Annotated in this window: 22 protein-coding genes; 18 read left to right on the forward strand and 4 right to left on the reverse strand. The window is 64.5% G+C overall.

Going from position 1 to position 20004, the window contains the following annotated elements:
- The first annotated feature begins 3 nt into the window (after positions 1-3).
- Positions 4-912 carry a LysR family transcriptional regulator gene (locus ACRESH_RS04335; RefSeq protein ID WP_431740877.1) on the forward strand — a complete coding sequence of 303 codons (909 nt, stop codon included), beginning with the start codon at positions 4-6 and terminating at the stop codon, positions 910-912.
- Between the two features lie 16 nt (positions 913-928).
- On the opposite strand, the gene ACRESH_RS04340 is transcribed toward ACRESH_RS04335, so the two are convergent.
- The 4 genes from ACRESH_RS04340 to ACRESH_RS04355 form a co-directional block, all read right to left on the reverse strand.
- Complete coding sequence (locus ACRESH_RS04340) at positions 929-1798, reverse strand: alpha/beta fold hydrolase (RefSeq protein WP_431740794.1); 870 nt, start codon at positions 1796-1798, stop codon at positions 929-931.
- Between the two features lie 11 nt (positions 1799-1809).
- Positions 1810-2439, reverse strand: a complete 630-nt coding sequence (locus ACRESH_RS04345) for a LysE family translocator (RefSeq protein WP_431740795.1) — start codon at positions 2437-2439, stop codon at positions 1810-1812.
- A 99-nt stretch (positions 2440-2538) separates the two neighbouring features.
- Complete coding sequence (locus ACRESH_RS04350) at positions 2539-3129, reverse strand: 2-hydroxychromene-2-carboxylate isomerase (RefSeq protein ID WP_431740796.1); 591 nt, start codon at positions 3127-3129, stop codon at positions 2539-2541.
- A gap of 29 nt (positions 3130-3158) precedes the next feature.
- Complete coding sequence (locus ACRESH_RS04355; RefSeq protein WP_431740797.1) at positions 3159-3890, reverse strand: SDR family oxidoreductase; 732 nt, start codon at positions 3888-3890, stop codon at positions 3159-3161.
- A gap of 91 nt (positions 3891-3981) precedes the next feature.
- On the opposite strand from ACRESH_RS04355, the gene ACRESH_RS04360 reads away from it, so the two are divergent.
- From ACRESH_RS04360 to abaF, 17 genes are all read left to right on the forward strand, one after another.
- The gene (locus ACRESH_RS04360) at positions 3982-4536 is read left to right on the forward strand and encodes a TetR/AcrR family transcriptional regulator (RefSeq protein ID WP_431740798.1); all 555 of its coding nucleotides are present in this window, start codon (positions 3982-3984) and stop codon (positions 4534-4536) included.
- Complete coding sequence (locus ACRESH_RS04365; RefSeq protein ID WP_431740799.1) at positions 4523-5119, forward strand: DUF4157 domain-containing protein; 597 nt, start codon at positions 4523-4525, stop codon at positions 5117-5119. Before ACRESH_RS04360 ends, ACRESH_RS04365 begins: the two co-directional genes overlap by 14 nt.
- 95 nt (positions 5120-5214) lie before the next feature.
- Positions 5215-6261, forward strand: coding sequence for a class I SAM-dependent methyltransferase (locus ACRESH_RS04370; protein ID WP_431740800.1), 1047 nt, complete (start codon positions 5215-5217; stop codon positions 6259-6261).
- Positions 6262-6392: 131 nt separating this feature from the next.
- A complete protein-coding gene (locus tag ACRESH_RS04375) occupies positions 6393-7064 on the forward strand; it encodes a GntR family transcriptional regulator (RefSeq protein ID WP_431740801.1) in 672 nt (223 codons plus the stop codon).
- Positions 7065-7179: 115 nt separating this feature from the next.
- Complete coding sequence (locus ACRESH_RS04380) at positions 7180-8112, forward strand: 4-hydroxyproline epimerase (protein WP_431740802.1); 933 nt, start codon at positions 7180-7182, stop codon at positions 8110-8112.
- Positions 8109-9224, forward strand: coding sequence for an NAD(P)/FAD-dependent oxidoreductase (locus ACRESH_RS04385; RefSeq protein ID WP_431740803.1), 1116 nt, complete (start codon positions 8109-8111; stop codon positions 9222-9224). The genes ACRESH_RS04380 and ACRESH_RS04385 overlap by 4 nt, the downstream gene beginning before the upstream one ends.
- Positions 9217-9453, forward strand: coding sequence for a (2Fe-2S)-binding protein (locus ACRESH_RS04390; protein WP_431740804.1), 237 nt, complete (start codon positions 9217-9219; stop codon positions 9451-9453). Before ACRESH_RS04385 ends, ACRESH_RS04390 begins: the two co-directional genes overlap by 8 nt.
- On the forward strand, positions 9450-10706 hold the full coding sequence (locus ACRESH_RS04395; RefSeq protein ID WP_431740805.1) for an FAD-dependent oxidoreductase: 1257 nt from the start codon (positions 9450-9452) through the stop codon (positions 10704-10706). The genes ACRESH_RS04390 and ACRESH_RS04395 overlap by 4 nt, the downstream gene beginning before the upstream one ends.
- 56 nt (positions 10707-10762) lie before the next feature.
- Positions 10763-11512 carry a helix-turn-helix domain-containing protein gene (locus tag ACRESH_RS04400; RefSeq protein ID WP_431740806.1) on the forward strand — a complete coding sequence of 250 codons (750 nt, stop codon included), beginning with the start codon at positions 10763-10765 and terminating at the stop codon, positions 11510-11512.
- Positions 11513-11754: 242 nt separating this feature from the next.
- Positions 11755-12573, forward strand: a complete 819-nt coding sequence (locus tag ACRESH_RS04405) for a transporter substrate-binding domain-containing protein (RefSeq protein WP_431740807.1) — start codon at positions 11755-11757, stop codon at positions 12571-12573.
- A gap of 10 nt (positions 12574-12583) precedes the next feature.
- On the forward strand, positions 12584-14365 hold the full coding sequence (locus ACRESH_RS04410; RefSeq protein ID WP_431740808.1) for an aconitase X: 1782 nt from the start codon (positions 12584-12586) through the stop codon (positions 14363-14365).
- Positions 14358-15023: an amino acid ABC transporter permease gene (locus ACRESH_RS04415; RefSeq protein WP_431740809.1), complete on the forward strand. Its 666-nt coding sequence runs from the start codon at positions 14358-14360 to the stop codon at positions 15021-15023. Before ACRESH_RS04410 ends, ACRESH_RS04415 begins: the two co-directional genes overlap by 8 nt.
- Before the next feature lie 10 nt (positions 15024-15033).
- Positions 15034-15684 (forward strand): amino acid ABC transporter permease, encoded by a 651-nt coding sequence (locus ACRESH_RS04420; RefSeq protein WP_431740810.1) that lies wholly within the window; start codon positions 15034-15036, stop codon positions 15682-15684.
- Entirely contained in the window at positions 15677-16399 is a 723-nt protein-coding gene (locus ACRESH_RS04425; RefSeq protein WP_431740811.1) for an amino acid ABC transporter ATP-binding protein, read from the forward strand. The genes ACRESH_RS04420 and ACRESH_RS04425 overlap by 8 nt, the downstream gene beginning before the upstream one ends.
- Before the next feature lie 73 nt (positions 16400-16472).
- On the forward strand, positions 16473-17501 hold the full coding sequence (locus ACRESH_RS04430) for a trans-3-hydroxy-L-proline dehydratase (RefSeq protein WP_431740812.1): 1029 nt from the start codon (positions 16473-16475) through the stop codon (positions 17499-17501).
- A 123-nt stretch (positions 17502-17624) separates the two neighbouring features.
- Entirely contained in the window at positions 17625-18542 is a 918-nt protein-coding gene (locus ACRESH_RS04435) for a dihydrodipicolinate synthase family protein (protein ID WP_431740813.1), read from the forward strand.
- 69 nt (positions 18543-18611) lie between these two features.
- A complete protein-coding gene (gene abaF, locus ACRESH_RS04440; protein WP_431740814.1) occupies positions 18612-19994 on the forward strand; it encodes a fosfomycin efflux MFS transporter AbaF in 1383 nt (460 codons plus the stop codon).
- The last annotated feature ends 10 nt before the right edge of the window (positions 19995-20004 follow it).

The following is a 20004-nucleotide window of genomic DNA, read 5'->3' on the forward strand; positions in this document are numbered from 1 at the left end:
ACACTGATGGAAGATCTCAACGACCTTTACTACTTCGCCCAGGTAGTCGATCACGGCGGTTTTGCCCCCGCTGGCCGCGCCCTGGACATGCCCAAGTCAAAACTCAGCCGGCGTATCGCCGGGCTCGAAGAGCGCCTCGGCGTGCGCCTGATCCAGCGCTCGACCCGACACTTTTCGGTGACCGAAATCGGCCAGGCCTATTACCGTCACTGTGTGGCCATGCTAGTGGAAGCCGAGGGCGCCGCCGAGCTGATCGAACGCAACCGCGCAGAACCCCAGGGCATCGTGCGCCTGAGTTGCCCGACCGCCCTGCTGGATTTCTGGGTGGGCGCCATGCTGACCCGCTTTATGGTCCAGTGCCCCTTGGTGCAACTGCACATCGAAAGCACCAACCGCCAGGTCGACCTGATTCAGGAAGGCATCGACATTGCCCTGCGGGTGCGGGTGCCACCGCTGGAAAGCAGTGATCTGGTAATGAAAACCCTGGCCCATAGCACCCAGTATCTGGTGGCCTCGCCTGAACTGCGTGAACGTCTGCCGACACGCCCGGTGCCAGCGGACTTGAGTGCACTGCCGAGTTTGCACTGGGGCAAGCCACAACGGGACTACCACTGGGAGCTGGTGGGTCCTGACGCGGCGCGCGCCAGCCTGCGCTATCAGCCACGACTGGTCACCGACGATCTGCTGGTGTTGCGCCAGGCTGCAGTGGCCGGCGTTGGCGTGGTCCATGTGCCGATGGTGGTAGTAAGCGAAGCACTGGCCAGCGGGCGACTGGTCCAGGTCACACCCGACTGGGCACCGGAGTGCGGTGTGGTGCATGCGGTGTTCGCCTCGCGCCGCGGGTTGTTGCCGGGCGTGCGCAGCTTGCTGGATTTTCTTGCGGTGGAGTTTGCGGCCAGTGGCATCGACTGACCGCACGAGGCAGCAGCTACTGCAAATAGGTGCAGATCCGTTCTGCACTGGCCGCAGGATCTTCCTGCATGAAGCAGTGCCCGCCCGGCACCTGGGCCGCAGTGACATGCTGATTGTCTTGCGCCCAGCGCTGCACAGACTGAGGCACGAAAGGATAGGTATGCTCGCCGTAGAGTACCAGTGTCGGCGTTTGCACCTGGGTCAGCGTGGCCCACATGCGCCTCGGGAAGGAGCTGAAAATCTCCACTTCCCGGCTGGGCCGGCACTTGAGCACTACGCCTTCGCCACAATCACCAATGGCATGCTCGATATAAGACTGCAACGCCGGCTCGCTCCAGCCCTTGAAGATCCCCCGGCCTTCCAGCGAAGCACGCGCGGCGAGGCGATCCGGCCAGTGACTACGGCGAGTGGCGGCCTTGCGCGCCAGGGCGTGACGGCGGTGCAGGCCGACCAGCGCGGCGGCGCCCATGATGCCCATCATCGAGCGACTGAACAGCACCGGATCGAGCAATACCGCGCGCTGGAACAACTGCGGCTGACACGCCAGCATCAGCCCGGTAAGTACCCCGCCAAAGCTGTGGCCGACGGCGAAGCGCGGCACCTCAGCGTACTCCCCACGGCCCGCTTCGAACGCCTCGACGGCCAACTCTGCGGTGCGGTTCCAGCCCTGGAACGGGCCGCCATGATCACTGTCGCCATGGCCCTGAACATCACAAAGCCAGAGGTCGAAGTGTTCGGCCAGACGCGCCAGCAATGGCTGGTAGACCAGGCTGCAAAAGCCATTACCGTGGAGGAAGTGCAGCAAGGGTTTGCCGCTGGCGGGTGAGCGCCAGCCGCGCAAGGTGAAGCCGGCACTTGTGTCATGGGACCAGGGAATCAACTGCATGGCGTACTCATTCAGGAAAAGCTCGATTCTACAAAGAGCAACGGGTAAAGGGATATCACCAGCAGCGCCGCCATGAGCAAATTGAACACCATCAACCACCGCGGGTTCTGCAGCACCGTACGCAAAGCGCTACCGAACATCACCCAGACGCAGACACTGGGCAAGTTGACGAGGGCGAACACCGTGGCAATCACGATCACGTTGGTGACGTAGCCCTGGGCGGGTGTATAGGTGGTGATTGCCCCCACGGCCATGACCCAGGCCTTGGGGTTGACCCACTGGAACGCCGCCGCGCCCCAGAAGCCCAAGGGCTTGCGGCTCTCGGGGCTGCTGACCGACAGGGGGCCGGAGGTGGCGATTTTCCACGCCAGGTACAGCAAGTACGTCGCCCCCACATAGCGCAACACTGTGTAGATCGGTGGGTAGGCCTTGAACACCTCACCCAGGCCAAAGCCCACCGCCAGCACCATGACCATGAAACCCACGCTGATACCCAGCGCGTGGGGAATCGAACGGCGTACGCCGAAGTTCACCCCGGAGGCCAGCAACATGGTGTTGTTGGGCCCCGGGGTGATCGAGGAAACGAAGGCGAACAGCACGAAGGCGGTTATCAGGTCGAGTGAGCTGAGCATGGCAGGCATCCAGGTTTTTTTCAGGGCTGCAATGACACTAACGGAGTCCTGATCCGGTCCGGCCATACAGTTGCTGAAAATAATGCCACTACACTTGGCTGTACCTGTTCAAGCCAATGCCTCGGCGACGAACTCCAGGCGGTCCTGACCGAAGAACATCTGCTCGCCGACAAAGCAGGTCGGCGCGCCGAAGGCACCACGGCGCACGGCTTCTTCGGTGGCATCCTTGAGTGCCGCCTTGACCTGGGGATCAGCAGTCCAGGCTTGATACTGCTCAGGATCGAAACCCGCCTCTTGCAAAACCGTTGCCAGTACCTGCGGGTCGCCAAGGTTGCGTTGCTGCGCCCACATGGCCGGGAACACAGCGTTGAGGTAAGCCTCGAAGCGCTCAGGTTGAAACAACTGCACAGCAATGGTCCCGCGCATCAGGCCCAGGGTGTTGATCGGAAAGCCCGGCGGGAACGCCAAGGTCACGCCATAGCGTTTGGCGTAGCGTTGAAAGTCGACAAACACATACCGCGCCTTGGCCGGGACCATCACCGGCGAAGCATTGCCGGTAGCCTGGAACACCCCGCCCAGCAGCATCGGCCGGTACACCAGTAGCGCAGCGTGCCGGGCGCACAGCGCCGGCAGTTGGGTCCAGGCCAGGTAACTGGCCGGGCTGCCCAGGTCAAAGAAGAATTCGACGGTCTTGCTCATTGTTCAATGTCCTTGTTGTTATCAGAGGCTTACCAGCGTTCCAGCCACGGTCGCAGATCGAGCTCGAAGGTCCAGGCGTCGCGCGGCTGTGCATGCAGGAACCAGTAGCTGTCGGCAATGTGCGCGGGATCGAGGATGCCGTCCTGATCCTTGAGTGCATAGCGTTCGGGGAAACTGTCGCGGATAAACGCGGTGTCGATGGCACCGTCCACCACCACATGGGCGACATGAATGTTACGCGGCCCAAGCTCCCGGGCCATGCTCTGGGCCAAGGCGCGGATGCCATGCTTGGCCCCGGCGAATGCGGCAAAACCGGCAGCACCACGCAGGCCGGCCGTGGCGCCGGTGAACAGGATAGTCCCGCGCTCACGGCTGACCATGCGCCGCGCCACCGCTTGAGCGGTCAAAAAGCCGGCGAAACAGGCCATTTCCCAGATTTTGAAGTACTTGCGCGCGGTCTCGTCGAGAATGCTGCAGGGCACATTGGCGCCAATGTTGAACACGAAGGCCTCAATCGGTCCGAGACTGCTTTCGATCTGTTCGATCAGCGCCGCCACCTCATCTTCCTTGCGCGCATCGGAGGCAAAGCCGTGCGCCTCGCCGCCCGCGGCACGGATCTCATCCACCAGCGGCTGCAGCTTGTCGGCGCTGCGCCGGGTCACGCAGGCGATATAGCCTTCGCGGGCAAAACGCTTGGCAATCGCACCACCGGTAGCATCGCCGGCCCCTACTACCAACACCACTTTCTTGCCCTGAGTCATCTATCGCCTCCATTGGTAAACGATCATTTAGTTAACAAACGCTATGCTATGATCCAGACTTCGTCAAGCCAGAGATACGGAGAAGGTCGGCGTGCGCTACTCCACCACCCACAAGGAACAAACCCGGCAGAAGCTGCTGGAAAGCAGCGGCGCCCTGGCCAAGCGCGGCGGCTTCAATGCCACTGGCGTCGCCGGTTTGATGAAGGCCATCGGCTTGACGGGCGGTGCCTTCTACAACCATTTTCCATCCAAGGACGACCTGTTCACCGAAGTGGTGCGCCGCGAACTGTCCCAGAGCCCCATGGCTCAACAACCGATGAACCGCCAGCGGCTTGAGCGCTGCCTGGACCATTACTTGAGCCTGGCCCACGTGCACAATCCTGAAGGTGGTTGCGCCATCCCGGCCCTGGGCGCCGAGATCGCCCAGGCGCCGCTGCCGGTGCGTGAAGAAGCCGAGCACTGGCTGCGCACCCTGCACCAAGCCTGGGCCGACACCCTCGAAGATCCGGACCTGGCCTGGGCCCTGCTCAGCCAGTGCGTAGGCGCACTGGTGATCGCGCGCATGCTGGCCAACGAACCAAGCCAGCAGGAAGTGCTCAACGCCTCCCGTGAGTTTCTCGCCGGGGCACTGCATGAAAGTCGTTGAACCGCTGCTGCTCGGTCTTGCCCTGATCGCCCCACTCTCCGCCCTCGCCGCCTGCCCGGCCGGTCAGTACGAGATCTGCCTGGGCAGCTGCATCTGCTCGCCGATCGATCCGGGCCAGGCCGGCACCGTGCTCGACGACCTCGGGCGCATCGCCAGCAACTCCCTGGCCCTGGCCCTGCAACAGGCGCGCAACACCGCGGCAGCCGGCACGGTGCTGCCAATTCCACTGCACATTCGCGCCCAACTTGAGCCGTATTACGACTTCCAGGTGCTGGACGCGGCACGCTACAAGGTCGGCGACCAGCAGGCCCTGGACAGCGCCAACGCCCTGCTGCAGAACCCGGATGTCAACGCCGTGACCCTGATCGATATCATCGTCTTTCGCCACGAGGCCGATGCCCAGGACAACGTCGCCCTCTGGGCCCATGAACTGCATCATGTGCAGCAGTACCAGCAATGGGGCGTGGAAGAATTCGCCCGGCGCTACTCGCGCGACTTCGATACTGTCGAAGCACCGGCCTACGAGATCCAGGCGAACGTCAGCAAAGCCCTGCGCGAACGGACGTCCGGCCAGGCGCGCTGAACTATACTTAACGGTTGCCCCACGAGAAATGGCCCGAGGTCGTCGCCTACAGTGACGGCCCCGTTGACGTTGGACTTCATGCAGGAGAACACGCAATGGACGAAGCCAAGCTAAATGACTTCATGGGAAAGCTGGTCAACGACATGGGTGGCGCCGCCCTGTTGGCCAACCTGCTTCTCGGCGATGAGCTGGGCTTGTACCGGGCCATGGCCGACAGTCAGTTCATAACCCCCGACGAACTGGCGCAAAAAACCGGCTGCAATGCCCGGCTGCTGCGCGAATGGCTCAGCGCCCAAGCGGCGTCGGGCTATATGGAACACCAGGACGGCCGCTTTCGCCTGCCCGAGGAGCAGGCCATGGCCCTGGCCATCGAGGACTCACCGGTGTACGCGGCCGGCGGGGCTTCGGTGATAGCCTCTCTCTACCACGACAAGGACAAGCTGGTGGCCGCCATGCGCGGCGACGGCGCCCTGCCCTGGGGCGACCATCACCCGTGCATGTTCAGCGGCACCGAACGCTTCTTCCGTCCCGGCTACCGCGCCCACCTGGTGGCAGAATGGCTGCCGACCCTGACAGGGGTGATCGACAAACTGCAGACCGGTGCCAAGGTCGCCGACGTCGGCTGCGGTCATGGCGCCTCGACGGTGATCCTGGCCCAGGCCTTTCCCACTTCGCAGTTCTACGGCTTCGACTATCACGGGCCGTCGATCACGGTGTCCCGCCAACGCGCTGGCGAAGGCGGGGTAGCCGACCGCACGCAGTTCATCCAGGCCAGCGCCAAGGACTTTCCCGGCACCGGCTATGACCTGATCTGCTATTTCGACTGCCTGCACGACATGGGTGACCCGGTGGGCGCCGCGCGCCATGCCTATGACGCGCTCAAGTCCGACGGCACGGTGCTGCTGGTTGAGCCGTATGCCAATGACAGCCTGGATGAGAACAGCACGCCAGTAGGCCGCCTGTTCTACGCCGCCTCGACCTTTATCTGCACGCCCAACTCGCTGTCCCAGGAAGTCGGCCTCGGCCTGGGGGCGCAAGCCGGGGAAGCGCGTTTGCGCGCTGTGTTCGAGGAAGCCGGCTTCAAGCACTTTCGCCGGGCCACGGAAACGCCCTTCAACCTGATTCTCGAAGCTCGCAAGTAATCCCTTTTCGCGGAGCAAGCCCGCTCCCACAAGGTGTGCAGTTCAACCTGTGAGAGCGGGCTTGCCCCGCGAGGCCCTGGCGCGGATAAATTCGTATACTATATCCACAAAGAACTTCGGACGACGCCACCGTGACCGTACCCCGCCTTAACGCCCCGGATCTGGGCAATACGCCTTCGACCTCGGAAATCATCACCCATCACCTGCGCGATGCGATCATTGCCGGGCACTTCGCCGAAGACGAACCGATCCGCCAGGACGACATCGCCCGCCAGTTCAACGTCAGCAAGATCCCCGTGCGCGAGGCGCTCAAGCGCCTGGAGGCCGAGGGGCTGGTGATGTTCCAACGCAATCGCGGGGCTATGGTCACGCGCATGTCCGAATCGGAGCTGGCGCAGATGTTCGAAGTGCGCATGCTGCTCGAAGACAAGGCGCTGCGCCTGGCGATCCCGAACATGAGCGAAGAGACCTTCGCTCGCGCCGAACGGATCTGCCAGGAGTTCGTCGGCGAGAACGACGTCGGGCGCTGGGCCGAGCTGAACTGGGAGCTGCACGCCTGCCTGTACGAACCTGCGCAGCGGCCCTTTCTGGTGAACATGATCCGCTCGGTGAACGACAAGCTGGAGCGCTACCTGCGCATGCAGATGAGCCTGTCGGCGGGCAAGGAGCGCGCCGATCATGAACACCGCGAGATCCTCGAGGCCTGCCGGGCCAAGGATGTCGAACGTGCCGTCACACTCCTCGACGAGCACATCGCCGGCGTCTGCAAGACCCTCTTCGAGCACCTGCCGCAGACCAAGTGAAGATTGCTGGTCACTGTGCTGATTTCGTCGTCGACATGGCTTAAAGGCATCAAGCCTGCATGCCAGGGGACAAGCCACTCTGTCGTTCACTTCCCGGAACGGACGCGGCCTCCCCATGAAACGCATCAGCGTGATCGACTCCCACACCGGCGGCGAACCCACCCGCCTGGTCACCGACGGATTCCCTGCGCTTGGCAACGGCAGCATGGCCGAGCGCCGCCAGCGCCTGGCCCAGCAGTACGATCAATGGCGCAGCGCCTGCATGCTGGAGCCGCGTGGCAGTGACGTGCTGGTCGGCGCGCTGCTGTGCCAGCCAGTGGACCCGAGCGCCTGCGCCGGGGTGATCTTTTTCAACAATACCGGCTACCTCGGCATGTGCGGCCACGGCACCATCGGCCTGGTGGTGTCGCTGGCGCACCTGGGCCGCATCGGGCCGGGCGTGCACCGTATTGAAACCCCGGTCGGCACCGTGCAGGCGACCCTGCACGAGGACCACTCAGTCAGCGTGCGCAACGTACCGGCCTACCGTTACCGCAAGGACCTGGTGCTGGAGGTGCCGGGCATCGGCCGGGTGGTTGGCGATGTGGCCTGGGGTGGCAACTGGTTCTTCCTGATTGCCGATCACGGCCTGAACGTCGCGGGCGACAACATCGAGGCGCTGACGACCTACACCTACGCCGTGCAACAGGCCCTGGACGACCAGGGCATACGCGGCGAAGACGGCGGCCTGATCGACCATATCGAGCTATTCGCCGACGACCCGAACGCCGACAGCCGCAACTTCGTGCTCTGCCCCGGCAAGGCCTACGACCGTTCGCCCTGCGGCACCGGCACCAGCGCCAAGCTCGCCTGCCTTGCCGCCGACGGTAAGCTCCAGCCAGGTCAGACCTGGCGTCAGGCCAGCGTGATCGGCAGCCTGTTCGAAGGCTCGTTCGAGGCCGACGGCGGGGGTATCGTACCGACCATTCGCGGCCGCGCGCACATCAGCGCCGAAGCCACGCTCATCCTGCAGGAAGACGACCCGTTCGCCTGGGGCATTCGCCCGTGAGCAGTGGTGCCGTGGCCGATGTGATCGTGATCGGCGCCGGGATCATCGGTGCAGCCTGCGCGCAGTCGCTGGCCGCACGGGGCCTGCAGGTGCTGGTGCTGGATGCCGGTCTGCACGGCGCCACAGCCGCCGGCATGGGCCACCTGTTGGTGCTCGACGACAATGCAGCAGAGTTGGCGCTCAGCCAGCATTCGCTACAACGCTGGCGCGAACTGGCAGCGCACCTGCCCCAGGACTGCGCCTACCGCAGCAATGGCACCCTGTGGCTGGCGGCCAACGCCGAAGAGATGGCCGTGGCCGAACACAAATTCAGCGTACTGCAAGCACGCGGCGTGGCCTGCGAACTGGTCGCCGGCCGCGCCCTGCGCAAGCGCGAACCGGCCTTGCGCGAGGGACTGGAAGGCGGCTTGCTGATCAATGGCGACGGCATCCTCTACGCCCCGGCCACCGCCCGCTGGATGCTGCAATCGCCACGGATCGAGCAACGCCGGGCGCGGGTCAGCACGGTGCAGGGCAACCGTGTGCGTCTGGACGACGGCCAGTGGCTTAGCGCCGATGCCGTGGTGCTGGCCAACGGTACCCAGGCCACCGAGCTATGCCCGGAGCTACCCATCGAAGCGAAGAAAGGCCACCTGCTGATCACCGATCGCTACCCCGGTACCGTCACCCATACGCTGGTGGAGCTGGGCTATGTGACCAGCGCCCATAACACCAGCGGCCCGTCCACCGCCTGCAATATCCAGCCGCGCCCGACCGGCCAGCTGTTCATCGGCGCTTCGCGCCAATTCGGCACCACCGACCCGGCCGTGGAAGGCTGGATGCTTGCGCGCATGCTCAAGCGCGCGACTGAGTACATGCCGGACCTGGCGCATTTGAACGGCATCCGCGCCTGGACCGGCTTTCGCGCTGCCAGCCCCGACGGCCTGCCGCTGGTGGGCCGGCACCCGCATCAGGCTGGCCTGTGGCTCGCGGTCGGCCACGAGGGGCTCGGCGTCACCACCGCCCCGGCGACGGCCGATCTGCTAACCGCACAACTGTTCGATGAAACGCCACCGCTGGCGGCCCAACCCTATCTGCCTGAACGCTTCCTGGGAGCACTCGCCCATGCCTGATCTGACGCTCGATGGACGCCCGCTGCATGTGACCGACGGCACCAGCGTGGCCGCTGCACTGGCGCTGGGCGGCGATGGTTGCTCGCGCACTTCGGCCAGCGGCCAGCGCCGCGCACCGCTGTGCGGCATGGGCATTTGCCAGGAATGCCGAGTGAGCATCAATGGCCGCCGACGCCTGGCCTGCCAGACCTTGTGCTGCGACGGCATGCAGGTGGAGACCCGAGCATGAGCGAATACACCAACCTGCTGATCATCGGCGCCGGCCCCGCCGGGCTGGCTGCGGCACTGGCCGCCGCACCACGTGCCACGCGCATCGTGCTGCTTGACGACAACTCGCTGCCAGGCGGGCAGATCTGGCGCGACGGGCCCCAGGCCAAGGTGCCCGCCCAGGCCCGTCAGCTGCGCGATCAGGTACTCGCCTGCAGCAATGTGCACTACTACAGCGGCACACGCGTGATCGCCCAGCCCGGCCCGGACACCCTGCTGGTGGAAGACGCCGAGCGTGGCTGGCAGATCCACTACGACCGGCTGATTCTCTGCACCGGCGCCCGTGAACTGTTGCTGCCCTTCCCCGGCTGGACCCTGCCCGGAGTAACCGGTGCCGGTGGTTTGCAGGCACTGATCAAGGCCGGACTGCCGGTGCGCGACCAACGTATCGTGATTGCCGGCAGCGGGCCATTGCTGCTGGCCAGCGCCGCCACCGCCAAAGACAACGGCGCCCGGGTGCTGCGCATCGCCGAACAGGCTTCGCCCGCCGCCGTCGCCGGCTTCGCCGCACAATTGCCGCGCTGGCCGCAAAAGCTGTTGCAATCCTTGAGCCTGTTCGACCGCCGGTACCGCAGCGCCAGTCATGTGCTCGCCGCGCTGGGTAGCGATCGGCTGGAAGGTGTGCGCTTGATGCAAAACGGCAAGATCGTGGAAATCGCCTGTGATCGACTGGCCTGCGGCTTCGGCCTGATCCCCAATATCCAGCTGGCCCAGGCCCTGGGCTGCGCCGTGGCGCATGACGCCATTGCCGTGGACAGCTGGCAGGAGACGACGCTGCCCGGCGTCTACGCAGCAGGCGAATGCACCGGCTTCGGCGGCAGCGAGCGGGCCTTGGTGGAGGGTGCTATCGCCGGCCATGCAGCGGTCGGCAATCACCAGGCGGCGCAACGGCTGCTCCGCCGCCGCAGCCGCTGGCATGGATTCGCCGATGCCCTGAACAAAGCCTTCGCCCTCGACCCGGCGCTCAAGTCGCTGGCGGCTGCCGACACCCTGGTGTGCCGCTGTGAAGACGTTTCCTACGCGGCCCTCGCCGAACACAACAACTGGCGCGAAGCCAAGCTTGCCAGCCGTTGCGGCATGGGCGCCTGTCAGGGCCGGGTCTGCGGCGCGGCCACCCAGCACCTGTTCGGCTGGCAATCCCCGGTACCGCGCCCGCCGTTCAGCCCGGCGCGCATCGACACCCTGCTGTGCCTGGACGAAACGCCCGGCGCTTGAGATAGGCGCCGGGAACGCTCTATGATCCCGACGGTCGCCCCAGGACCGTCAGCGTCATGCATGCCACGCTCAACCACTTCGCCCCCTGCGATCTGCCGACCTTGCTGAGCAGCTTACGACCCATCGCGCCGCTGCTCGACACCCTCAACGACGTGGTGTTCTTCATCAAGGACCGCGAGGCGCGTTACGCCTTCGTCAACCAGACCCTGGCCCGGCGCTGCGGTCGCAAGCACAGCGACGACCTGCTCGGACTCACCGCCGAACACGTGTTCCCCGCCCGTTTCGGCCCGCTCTACACCGAGCAGGACCGCCGCGTACTGAGCAGTGGCCGGGAGCTGGCCGACCAGCTTGAGCTGCACCTTTATTACGGCAACCAGCCGATCTGGTGCCTGACCCACAAACGCCCACTCAAGGACAGCGAAGGCACCATCGTCGGCCTGGCCGGCATCTCCCGCGACCTGCAATTGCCACAGTCGAACCACCCGGAATTCCAGAAACTCGCCGCCGTCGACGCGCATATCCGTGCGCACTTCACCCGGCCCATCAGCCTCGCCGAACTGACTGCCATCGCCGGGCTCTCGGTCGCGCAATTGGAGCGTCATTGCAAGCGCATCTTCCAGCTCACGCCGCGGCAGATGATCCACAAAGCGCGGCTGGAAGAAGCTTCCCGCTTGCTGCAAGACCTCGACCTGCCGATCACCGACATCGCCCTGCGCTGCGGTTACACCGACCACAGCGCCTTCAGCCGCCAGTTCCGCGCCCTCACCGGGCTTTCGCCCAGCCAATACCGCGACAGCCAGCGCTGAGTGTTCCTTTACCGGGCGCTGCGCACAGGCAGTGCTCCGATATGTAACACCCGCCACACACCCTGCCGGGCGCGGTGAAACCTCCCACACCGACCTTCTTTTCCAGCAGCCGCACTAGCTCAAGGCCTGAAGGGCAATTCCGACTTCAACTGAAAAACAGGCACGGCCATTGCACTAGAAAATATCGTATACGAAATTACCAATACGATATCTAACAGCACTTAACCGACCACGAGGCATCTATGAAAAACCGCACATTTGCCGTAGCCCTCAGCGCTGTTCTCAGTACCACCTTTATTGCCAATGCCCAGGCCGACAAACTTGACGACATCATCGGCTCCGGCAAGCTGCGCTGCGCCGTGACCCTGGACTTCCCGCCCATGGGCTTTCGCGACGAAGCCAACAAACCCGCCGGCTTCGACGTGGACTACTGCAACGACCTGGCGAAGATTCTCGGGGTCGAGCCCGAAGTGGTCGAAACCCCATTCCCTGACCGTATCCCGGCCCTGGTTTCCGGGCGCGCCGACGTGATCGTGGCGTCCACCTCCGACACCCTGGAACGGGCCAAGACAGTCGGCCTGACCGTGCCCTACTTCGCCTTCCAGATGGTCGTGCTGACCCGCGACAACACCGGCATCAACAGCTTCGAGGACCTCAAGGGCAAGGCGTTGGGCAACACCAGCGGCACCTATGAAGCCATCGCCCTGGAGAAGGACGTGAAGAGCTGGGGCAGCGGCAGCTTCCGCGCCTACCAATCGCAGAACGACACCCTGCTCGCCGTCGCCCAGGGTCATATCGATGCAACCGTGGTCACCAACACCGTCGCAGCCGCCACCCTCAAGTCCGGTAAGTACAAGAACCTCAAGGTCGCCGGCAACGCCCCCTACGTGATCGATTACGTGTCGCTGGGCGCCAAGCGCAACGAGTACGGTCTGCTGCGTTACCTGGACCTGTTCGTCAACCAGCAGGTGCGCACCGGGCGCTACAAGGAGCTGTTCACCAAGTGGGTGGGGAGCGAAATCGCCCCGACCGACCTGACCGTACCACAGGTCTACTACTGAGGTGGGCAGCATGACCAGCACACCCAAACCCCTGGCCGGGCGTAGCCTGGTCGAGGGCGCGGCCCAGGGCGAACTGCTGTTCGCCGACACCGGGCTGAGCTTCTGGGGCGGGGTCGACCCGTTCAGCGGCGAAGTGATCGACCGCCATCATCCGCTCAGCGGCCAGTGCATCGCCGGGCGCGTGCTGGCCATCCCCAGCGGACGCGGTTCGTGCACCGGCAGCAGCGTGATGATGGAACTGATCAGCAACGGCCACGCACCGGCGGCACTGGTACTGGCCGAAGCCGACGAGATCCTGACCCTCGGCGTGCTGGTCGCGCAAACCTTGTTCGGGCGCTCCTTGCCGGTGCTGTGCATCGGCAAGGAGGCTTTCGCCGATTTACGCGGCGCAGGCTTTGCGCGGGTGGAAGGGGAACACCTGAGCCTGTTTGCCCAGGCCCCCGCCGTCCACTGGCAGGCCCCGTCGTTTACCCCGGCTGACCGGCCATTTACCAGCGCCCTGAACCTGAGCCCACAGGACCAGGCGCTGCTCAGCGGCGAGCACGGCAAAGCGGCGCAGATGGCGATGCAGATTGTCCTGCGCATGGCCGAACTACAAGGCGCTGAGCAGTTGCTGGACGTGACCCAGGCGCATATCGACGGCTGCATCTACACCGGCCCCGCCAGCCTGCGCTTTGCCGGGCAGCTGGTGCAATGGGGCGCAAAAGTGCGGGTGCCGACCACGCTCAATTCCATTTCGGTCGACCAGCGCCGCTGGCGCGAACTGGGCATCGACCCGGCGCTCGGCGAGCCGGCCAGTGCCCTGGGCGATGCCTACATGGCCATGGGCGCGCAATTGAGCTTCACCTGCGCGCCTTACCTGCTCGACAGCGCGCCAACCCTGGGCGAACAGGTGGTCTGGGCCGAATCCAACGCGGTGGTCTACGCCAACAGCGTCCTGGGTGCGCGCACGCTCAAGTACCCGGATTACCTCGACATCTGCATCGCCCTGACCGGTCGCGCGCCCAGCATCGGCTGCCATCTGGACAGTCGGCGCAAGGCGCAACTGATTATTGAAGTGCCGGTGGTGGCTGGGCTGGACGACAGCTTCTACCCCCTGCTCGGCTACCACATCGGCGCCCTGGCCGGCTCGCGGATTCCACTGGTGCGCGGGCTGGAACAGGCGCAACCCAGCCTGGACGACCTCAAGGCCTTCGGTGCGGCCTTTGCTACCACCTCGGCGGCGCCGCTGTTTCATATCGCCGGGGTCACGCCGGAAGCGCTGGAGCCGGCGCAGGTGCTTGAACCCGGCGTGCCCCTGCCCAGCGAACGCCTGCAACTGAAAGACCTGCTGCACAGCTGGCGCGCGCTCAACAGCGCCCGCGAGCTGCGGGTCGATGTGGTTTCGCTGGGCAACCCGCATTTCTCGCTCAGCGAGTTCGCGGCGCTCGAGCGCCTGTGCCAGGGTCGGCACAAACACCCGGATGTGGTGGTGGCGATCACCTGCGGCCGCGCGGTGCTCGAACAGGCCAGCGCTGCCGGGCATATCGCCGGGCTCGAACGTTTCGGCGTGACGCTGGTGACGGACACCTGCTGGTGCATGCTCGGTGAACCGGTGATCCCGCCAACTGCGCGCACGCTAATGACCAACTCCGGCAAATACGCCCACTACGGGCCTGGCCTGGCGGGTCGACCGGTGCACTTCGCCAGTCTCGCCGAATGCGTCGAATCGGCCTGCAGCGGCCAGGCCAGCGCTCGCCTGCCGGCCTGGCTGCAACCTGCCGCCACCAAGGAGAGTCCCGCGCATGTTTGACTACACCTTCCAATGGCGCTCAGCCCTGCGCGCCCTGCCGGACATGCTTAGCGGCGCCTGGGTCACCTTCGAGACCGCCGCGTTGTCGATGATCTTCGGGGTGCTGATTGCCCTGGCCCTGACTGTGATGCGCGAAGGCAAGCAGCCGGTGTTGCGCGGCTTTGCCGACGGCTGGGTATCAATCGCGCGCAACACGCCCTCGCTGTTCCAGATCTACATCCTGTACTTCGGTCTCGGCTCGCTGGGCATGCATGTCAGCTCGTGGATCGCCCTGCTCGCAGGGATCACCTTCAACAACGCCGGCTACCTGGCCGAGAACTTTCGCGGCGGCCTCAAAGCCGTGCCGACCACGCAGATGCGTGCGGCGCGTTCGCTGGGCATGAGCGCCTTCCAGGCCTACCGGATGATCATCATCCCGCAGTTGCTGCGGGTGGTGTTCTACCCGCTGACCAACCAGATGGTCTGGGCGGTGCTGATGACCTCGCTGGGGGTGATCGTAGGCCTGAACAACGACCTCACCGGCGTGACCCAGGACTACAACGTCAAGACCTTCCGCACCTTCGAATACTTCGCCCTGGCGGCGGCGCTCTACTACGTGATCGCCAAGGCGATCGTCGCGGTAGCGCGGCTGATGGCCTGGCGGTTGTTCCGCTACTGAGGAGCTCGGCATGTTTTCCACCAGCTTTACCTGGAACGACTTCATGTTCCTGCTCGACGGCGCTCGGGTCACCGTGCAGCTGACCTTCTGGGCCATCCTCCTGGGCACCTTCGCCGGGTTGCTGTTCGGCCTCGCCCGCGCCCTCTGGCCACGGGTGAGCCTGCCGCTGGCGTGGGTGCTCGATGTGTTTCGCAGCGTGCCGCTGCTGATTCAGTTCGTTCTGTTCAACTCGTTCAAGAGCATTGTCGGGCTGAACATCAGCGCGTTCAGCGTCGGCTGCATCGTGCTGGGCGTGTATACCGCCGCGTACTTCACCGAGATCGTCCGTGGCGGTGTGCTGGCGGTGTCGCTGAGCGTGCGCCGGGCCAGCCGATCACTGGGCATGAGCTACCTGCAGGACCTGCGCTGGATCGTCCTGCCGATGGCCAGCCGGGTGGCGTTTCCCGGCTGGCTGAACCTGGTGCTGGGGGTGATGAAAGACACCGCGCTGGTGATGTGGATCGGCATTGTCGAGCTGCTGCGCGCCTCGCAGACCATTGTTACGCGGATTCAGGAACCCCTGCTGGTGCTGTGCATCGCAGGCCTCATCTACTACGTCATGAGCCTGGTGGTTGCCCGCCTGGGCGCCCGTCTGGAAAGAAGGTGGCAAGAAAATGATTGAGATCCAGAACGTACACAAATCCTTCGGCAACCTGGAAGTGGTCAAGGGCGTTAGCCTGACCGTGGACAAGGGCGAAGTGGTGTCGATCATCGGCGGCTCGGGTTCGGGTAAGTCGACCTTGCTGATGTGCATCAACGGCCTGGAGCCGATCCAGAAAGGCAGCATCCGCGTCGACGGCGTCGAGGTACACGAGCGGGCCACCGACCTGAACCGTTTGCGGCAGAAAATCGGCATCGTGTTCCAGCAGTGGAATGCCTTTCCGCACCTGACAGTCCTCGAGAACGTGATGCTCGCGCCACGCAAAGTGCTGGGCAAGAGCAAGGAGCAAGCCGAGGAGCTGGCGGTGCAACAACTGACCCACGTGGGCCTGGGCGACAAGCTCAAGACCTTCCCCGGCAAGTTGTCGGGCGGGCAGCAACAGCGCATGGCGATTGCCCGAGCGCTGGCGATGTCGCCGGACTACATGCTGTTCGACGAAGCCACCTCGGCGCTTGACCCGCAGCTGGTGGGCGAGGTGCTGGACACCATGCGCATGCTCGCCGAAGACGGCATGACCATGGTGCTGGTGACCCACGAGATCCGTTTTGCCCGCGATGTATCGGACCGCGTGGCGTTCTTCCGTAACGGCCTGGTGCACGAAATCGGCGCGCCGGAGCAGGTGATCGGCAACCCGTTGCAACCGGAGACGGCGGCATTCTTGAAGTCGGTGAAATAACCCAGCCATCCCTCTGTAGGAGCCGGCCTTGCCGGCGATGAGGCCCCGCCCTTCAACACAAGGAGTCCCGTGAATGCGTTCATCAAAGATCATCCACATCGTCAATTGCCATGCCGAAGGCGAGGTCGGCGACGTCATCGTCGGTGGTGTCGCCCCGCCGCCCGGCGTCACCGTCTGGGAGCAATCGCGCTGGATTGCCCACGACGAGACCCTGCGCAACTTCGTCCTCAACGAGCCGCGCGGCGGCGTGTTCCGCCACGTCAACCTGCTGGTCCCGGCCAAGGATCCGCGCGCGCAGATGGCCTGGATCATCATGGAGCCTGCCGACACCCCGCCGATGTCCGGCTCCAACTCGTTGTGCGTGTCCACCGTACTGCTCGACAGCGGCATCCTGCCGATGACCGAGCCCGAAACCCGTCTGGTGCTCGAAGCCCCTGGCGGCCTGATCGAAGCGGTCGCCGAATGCCGTGACGGCAAAGTGCAGCGGGTGGAAGTGAAGAACGTGCCGTCCTTTGCCGACCGCCTCGACGCCTGGATCGAAGTCGAAGGCTACGGCTCGCTGCAGGTCGACACAGCCTACGGCGGCGACAGCTTCGTCATCGCCGATGCCCGGCAACTGGGCTTCGCCATTCGCCCGGACGAAGCCAGGGAGATTGTCGAGATCGGCCTGAAGATCACTCGCGCCGCCAACGAGCAGTTGGGTTTTCGTCACCCGCTGAACCCGGATTGGTCGCACATCTCCTTTTGCCAGATCGCCGCGCCCATCGAGTACGAAAATGATGTCGCCACTGGCGCCAACGCCGTGGTCATCCGTCCCGGCAAGATCGACCGCTCACCCTGTGGCACCGGCTGCTCAGCACGAATGGCGGTGATGCAGGCCAAAGGCTTGCTGAAGGTCGGCGAGCGCTTCATCGGCCGCTCGATCATCGGCTCGGAGTTCCACTGCCGCATCGATTCACAGACTGAAATTGCCGGTCGCGCGGCCATCTACCCGTGCATTTCCGGCCGCGCCTGGATCACCGGCACCCAGCAATTGCTCCTCGATCCAAGCGATCCGTGGCCGCAAGGCTACCGGCTGTCGGACACCTGGCCGGGCGCCTGAGCGCTAAGCCCTTGATTTACAAACATTCTTAAAACCCGATCAGCCACGCACGAAAAAAACACTGGTCGACTTCACACACTTTTAATATCGTATACGAAATACAATAAACAACCGGAGAACACCATGAGCAAGTACGTAAACTGGAGCGGCGTCTTCCCTGCGGTCACCACTCAATTCAACGACGACTTCTCTATCAACCTGGAAAAGACCCACGAGGTGATTTCCAATGTGATCCGCGATGGCGTCTCGGGGCTGGTGGTTTGTGGTTCGGTCGGTGAGAACACCTCGCTGACCGCCGAAGAAAAAATTGCCGTGACCGAAGTCGCCGTCGATGCCTCCCGCGGCCGCGTCCCGGTGATCTGCGGCGTGGCCGAGTTCACCAGCGTGCAGGCCGCCAAAGTGGCCAACGCGGTACGCCAGGTCGGCGTAGACGGGGTGATGCTGATGCCGGCGCTGGTCTACGGCTCCAAGCCGTTCGAGACCGCCGAGCACTACCGTTATGTGGCCAAACACACCGACGTGCCGCTGATGGTCTACAACAACCCGCCGATCTACAAAAACGACGTCACCCCGGACATCCTGATTTCCCTGGCCGACTGCGACAACGTGGTGTGTTTCAAGGACTCCTCCGGCGACACCCGGCGCTTTATCGACGTGCGCAATGAAGTCGGCGACCGCTTCGTGCTCTTCGCAGGCCTGGACGACGTGGTTCTGGAAAGCATCGCAGTCGGCGCCCAGGGCTGGGTCTCGGGCATGTCCAACGTGTTCCCGCAAGAGGGCGAGACAATCTTTCGCCTGGCCAAGGCCGGGCGCTTCGCCGAGGCCATGCCGATCTACGAATGGCTGATGCCGATCCTGCACCTGGATGCCCGCGCCGACCTGGTGCAGTGCATCAAGCTGTGCGAAGCCATCGCCGGTCGCGGCAGCGCGCTGACCCGTCCGCCGCGCCTGGCCCTGCCGGAAGCGGATCGGGTCTACGTCGAGCAGATCATGGCCAAGGCCCTGGCCAACCGCCCGCACCTGCCGGACGTCGGCCTCTGAGTGATTGCCCGGCCGGCTCCATCGTGGCAGCCGGCCGGCCTGTTTTGCGCCCATACAGGAACCGCCAGCATGTCCAGTCACCCTTCCAGCGCAACCACCCCCTCGGGATTGAAACGTGTCGTGGCCGCGGCCATGGCCGGTACCGTCGCCGAATGGTATGAGTTCTTCCTCTACGGTACGGCCTCGGCACTGGTCTTCGGCCAGTTGTTCTTCCGCCAGACCGACAGCCCCATCGACGGCATCATCGCCGCCTTCGCCCTCTATGCCGTAGGCTTCCTCGCCCGCCCGTTGGGTGGACTGGTGTTCGGTCACTACGGTGATAAATTCGGCCGCAAGCGCCTACTGCAATTGAGCCTGGTGGTGGTCGGTATCACCACCTTCCTGATGGGCTGCCTGCCCGGGTTCGACAGCATCGGCTATGCCGCGCCGGCGTTGCTGGTGCTGCTGCGGCTGATCCAGGGTTTCGCCTTTGGCGGCGAATGGGGCGGCGCCATCCTGCTAGTGTCGGAACACTGTCCGGACAACCGCCGCGGCTTCTGGGCCAGCTGGCCGCAAGCCGGGGTGCCGGCCGGCAACCTGCTCGCGACCGTGGCCTTACTTGCACTGTCGAGTAGTCTCTCGGAAGAACAGTTCCTCGCCTGGGGCTGGCGTGTCGCCTTCTGGTTGTCGGCGGTGGTGGTGCTGATCGGCTACTGGATCCGCACCAGCGTCGACGACGCGCCGATTTTCAAAGAGGCCCAGGCCCGCCAGGCGCAGAAGGCCGAGCAGCAACTGGGCGTGGTCGAGGTCTTGCGCCATCACTGGCGTGCGGTGCTGGTGGGGATCGGCGCACGTTTCGCCGAGAACATCCTCTACTACACCGTGGTGACCTTCTCGATCACCTACCTCAAGCTGGTGGTGCACAAGGATACCTCGCTGATCCTCCTGCTGATGTTCGGCGCACACCTGCTGCACTTCTTCCTGATCCCGCTGATGGGTTACCTGTCCGACCTGGTCGGGCGCAAGCCGGTCTACCTCACCGGCGCGGTGCTCACGGCGTTCTGGGGTTTTGCCGGCTTCCCGATGATGGACACCGGCAACAACTGGCTGATCATGGCGGCGATCACCCTGGGCCTGGCCATCGAATCGATGACCTACGCGCCCTACTCGGCGCTGATGGCTGAGCTGTTCCCGACCCACGTGCGCTACACCGCCCTGTCGCTGTGCTACCAGGTCGCGCCGATTTTCGCCGGCTCCCTGGCGCCGTTGATCGCCATCAGCCTGCTCAACGAGTACCAAAGCTCGACCCCGATCGCCTGGTATCTGGTCGGCGCGTCGCTGATCTCGATCGTCGCCGTCGGCCTGACCCGCGAGACCCGTGGCAAGTCGCTGCATGCGGTCGACGCCGAGGCCGCCGCGCGCATAGCCGCCGGACAAACCGCGCCTGTTCGCCAGGGCAGCTCGCTGGCCTGACCCAACCCTT

It is taken from the genome of Pseudomonas sp. (genome assembly GCF_050739775.1).
Lineage (GTDB): Bacteria > Pseudomonadota > Gammaproteobacteria > Pseudomonadales > Pseudomonadaceae > Aquipseudomonas.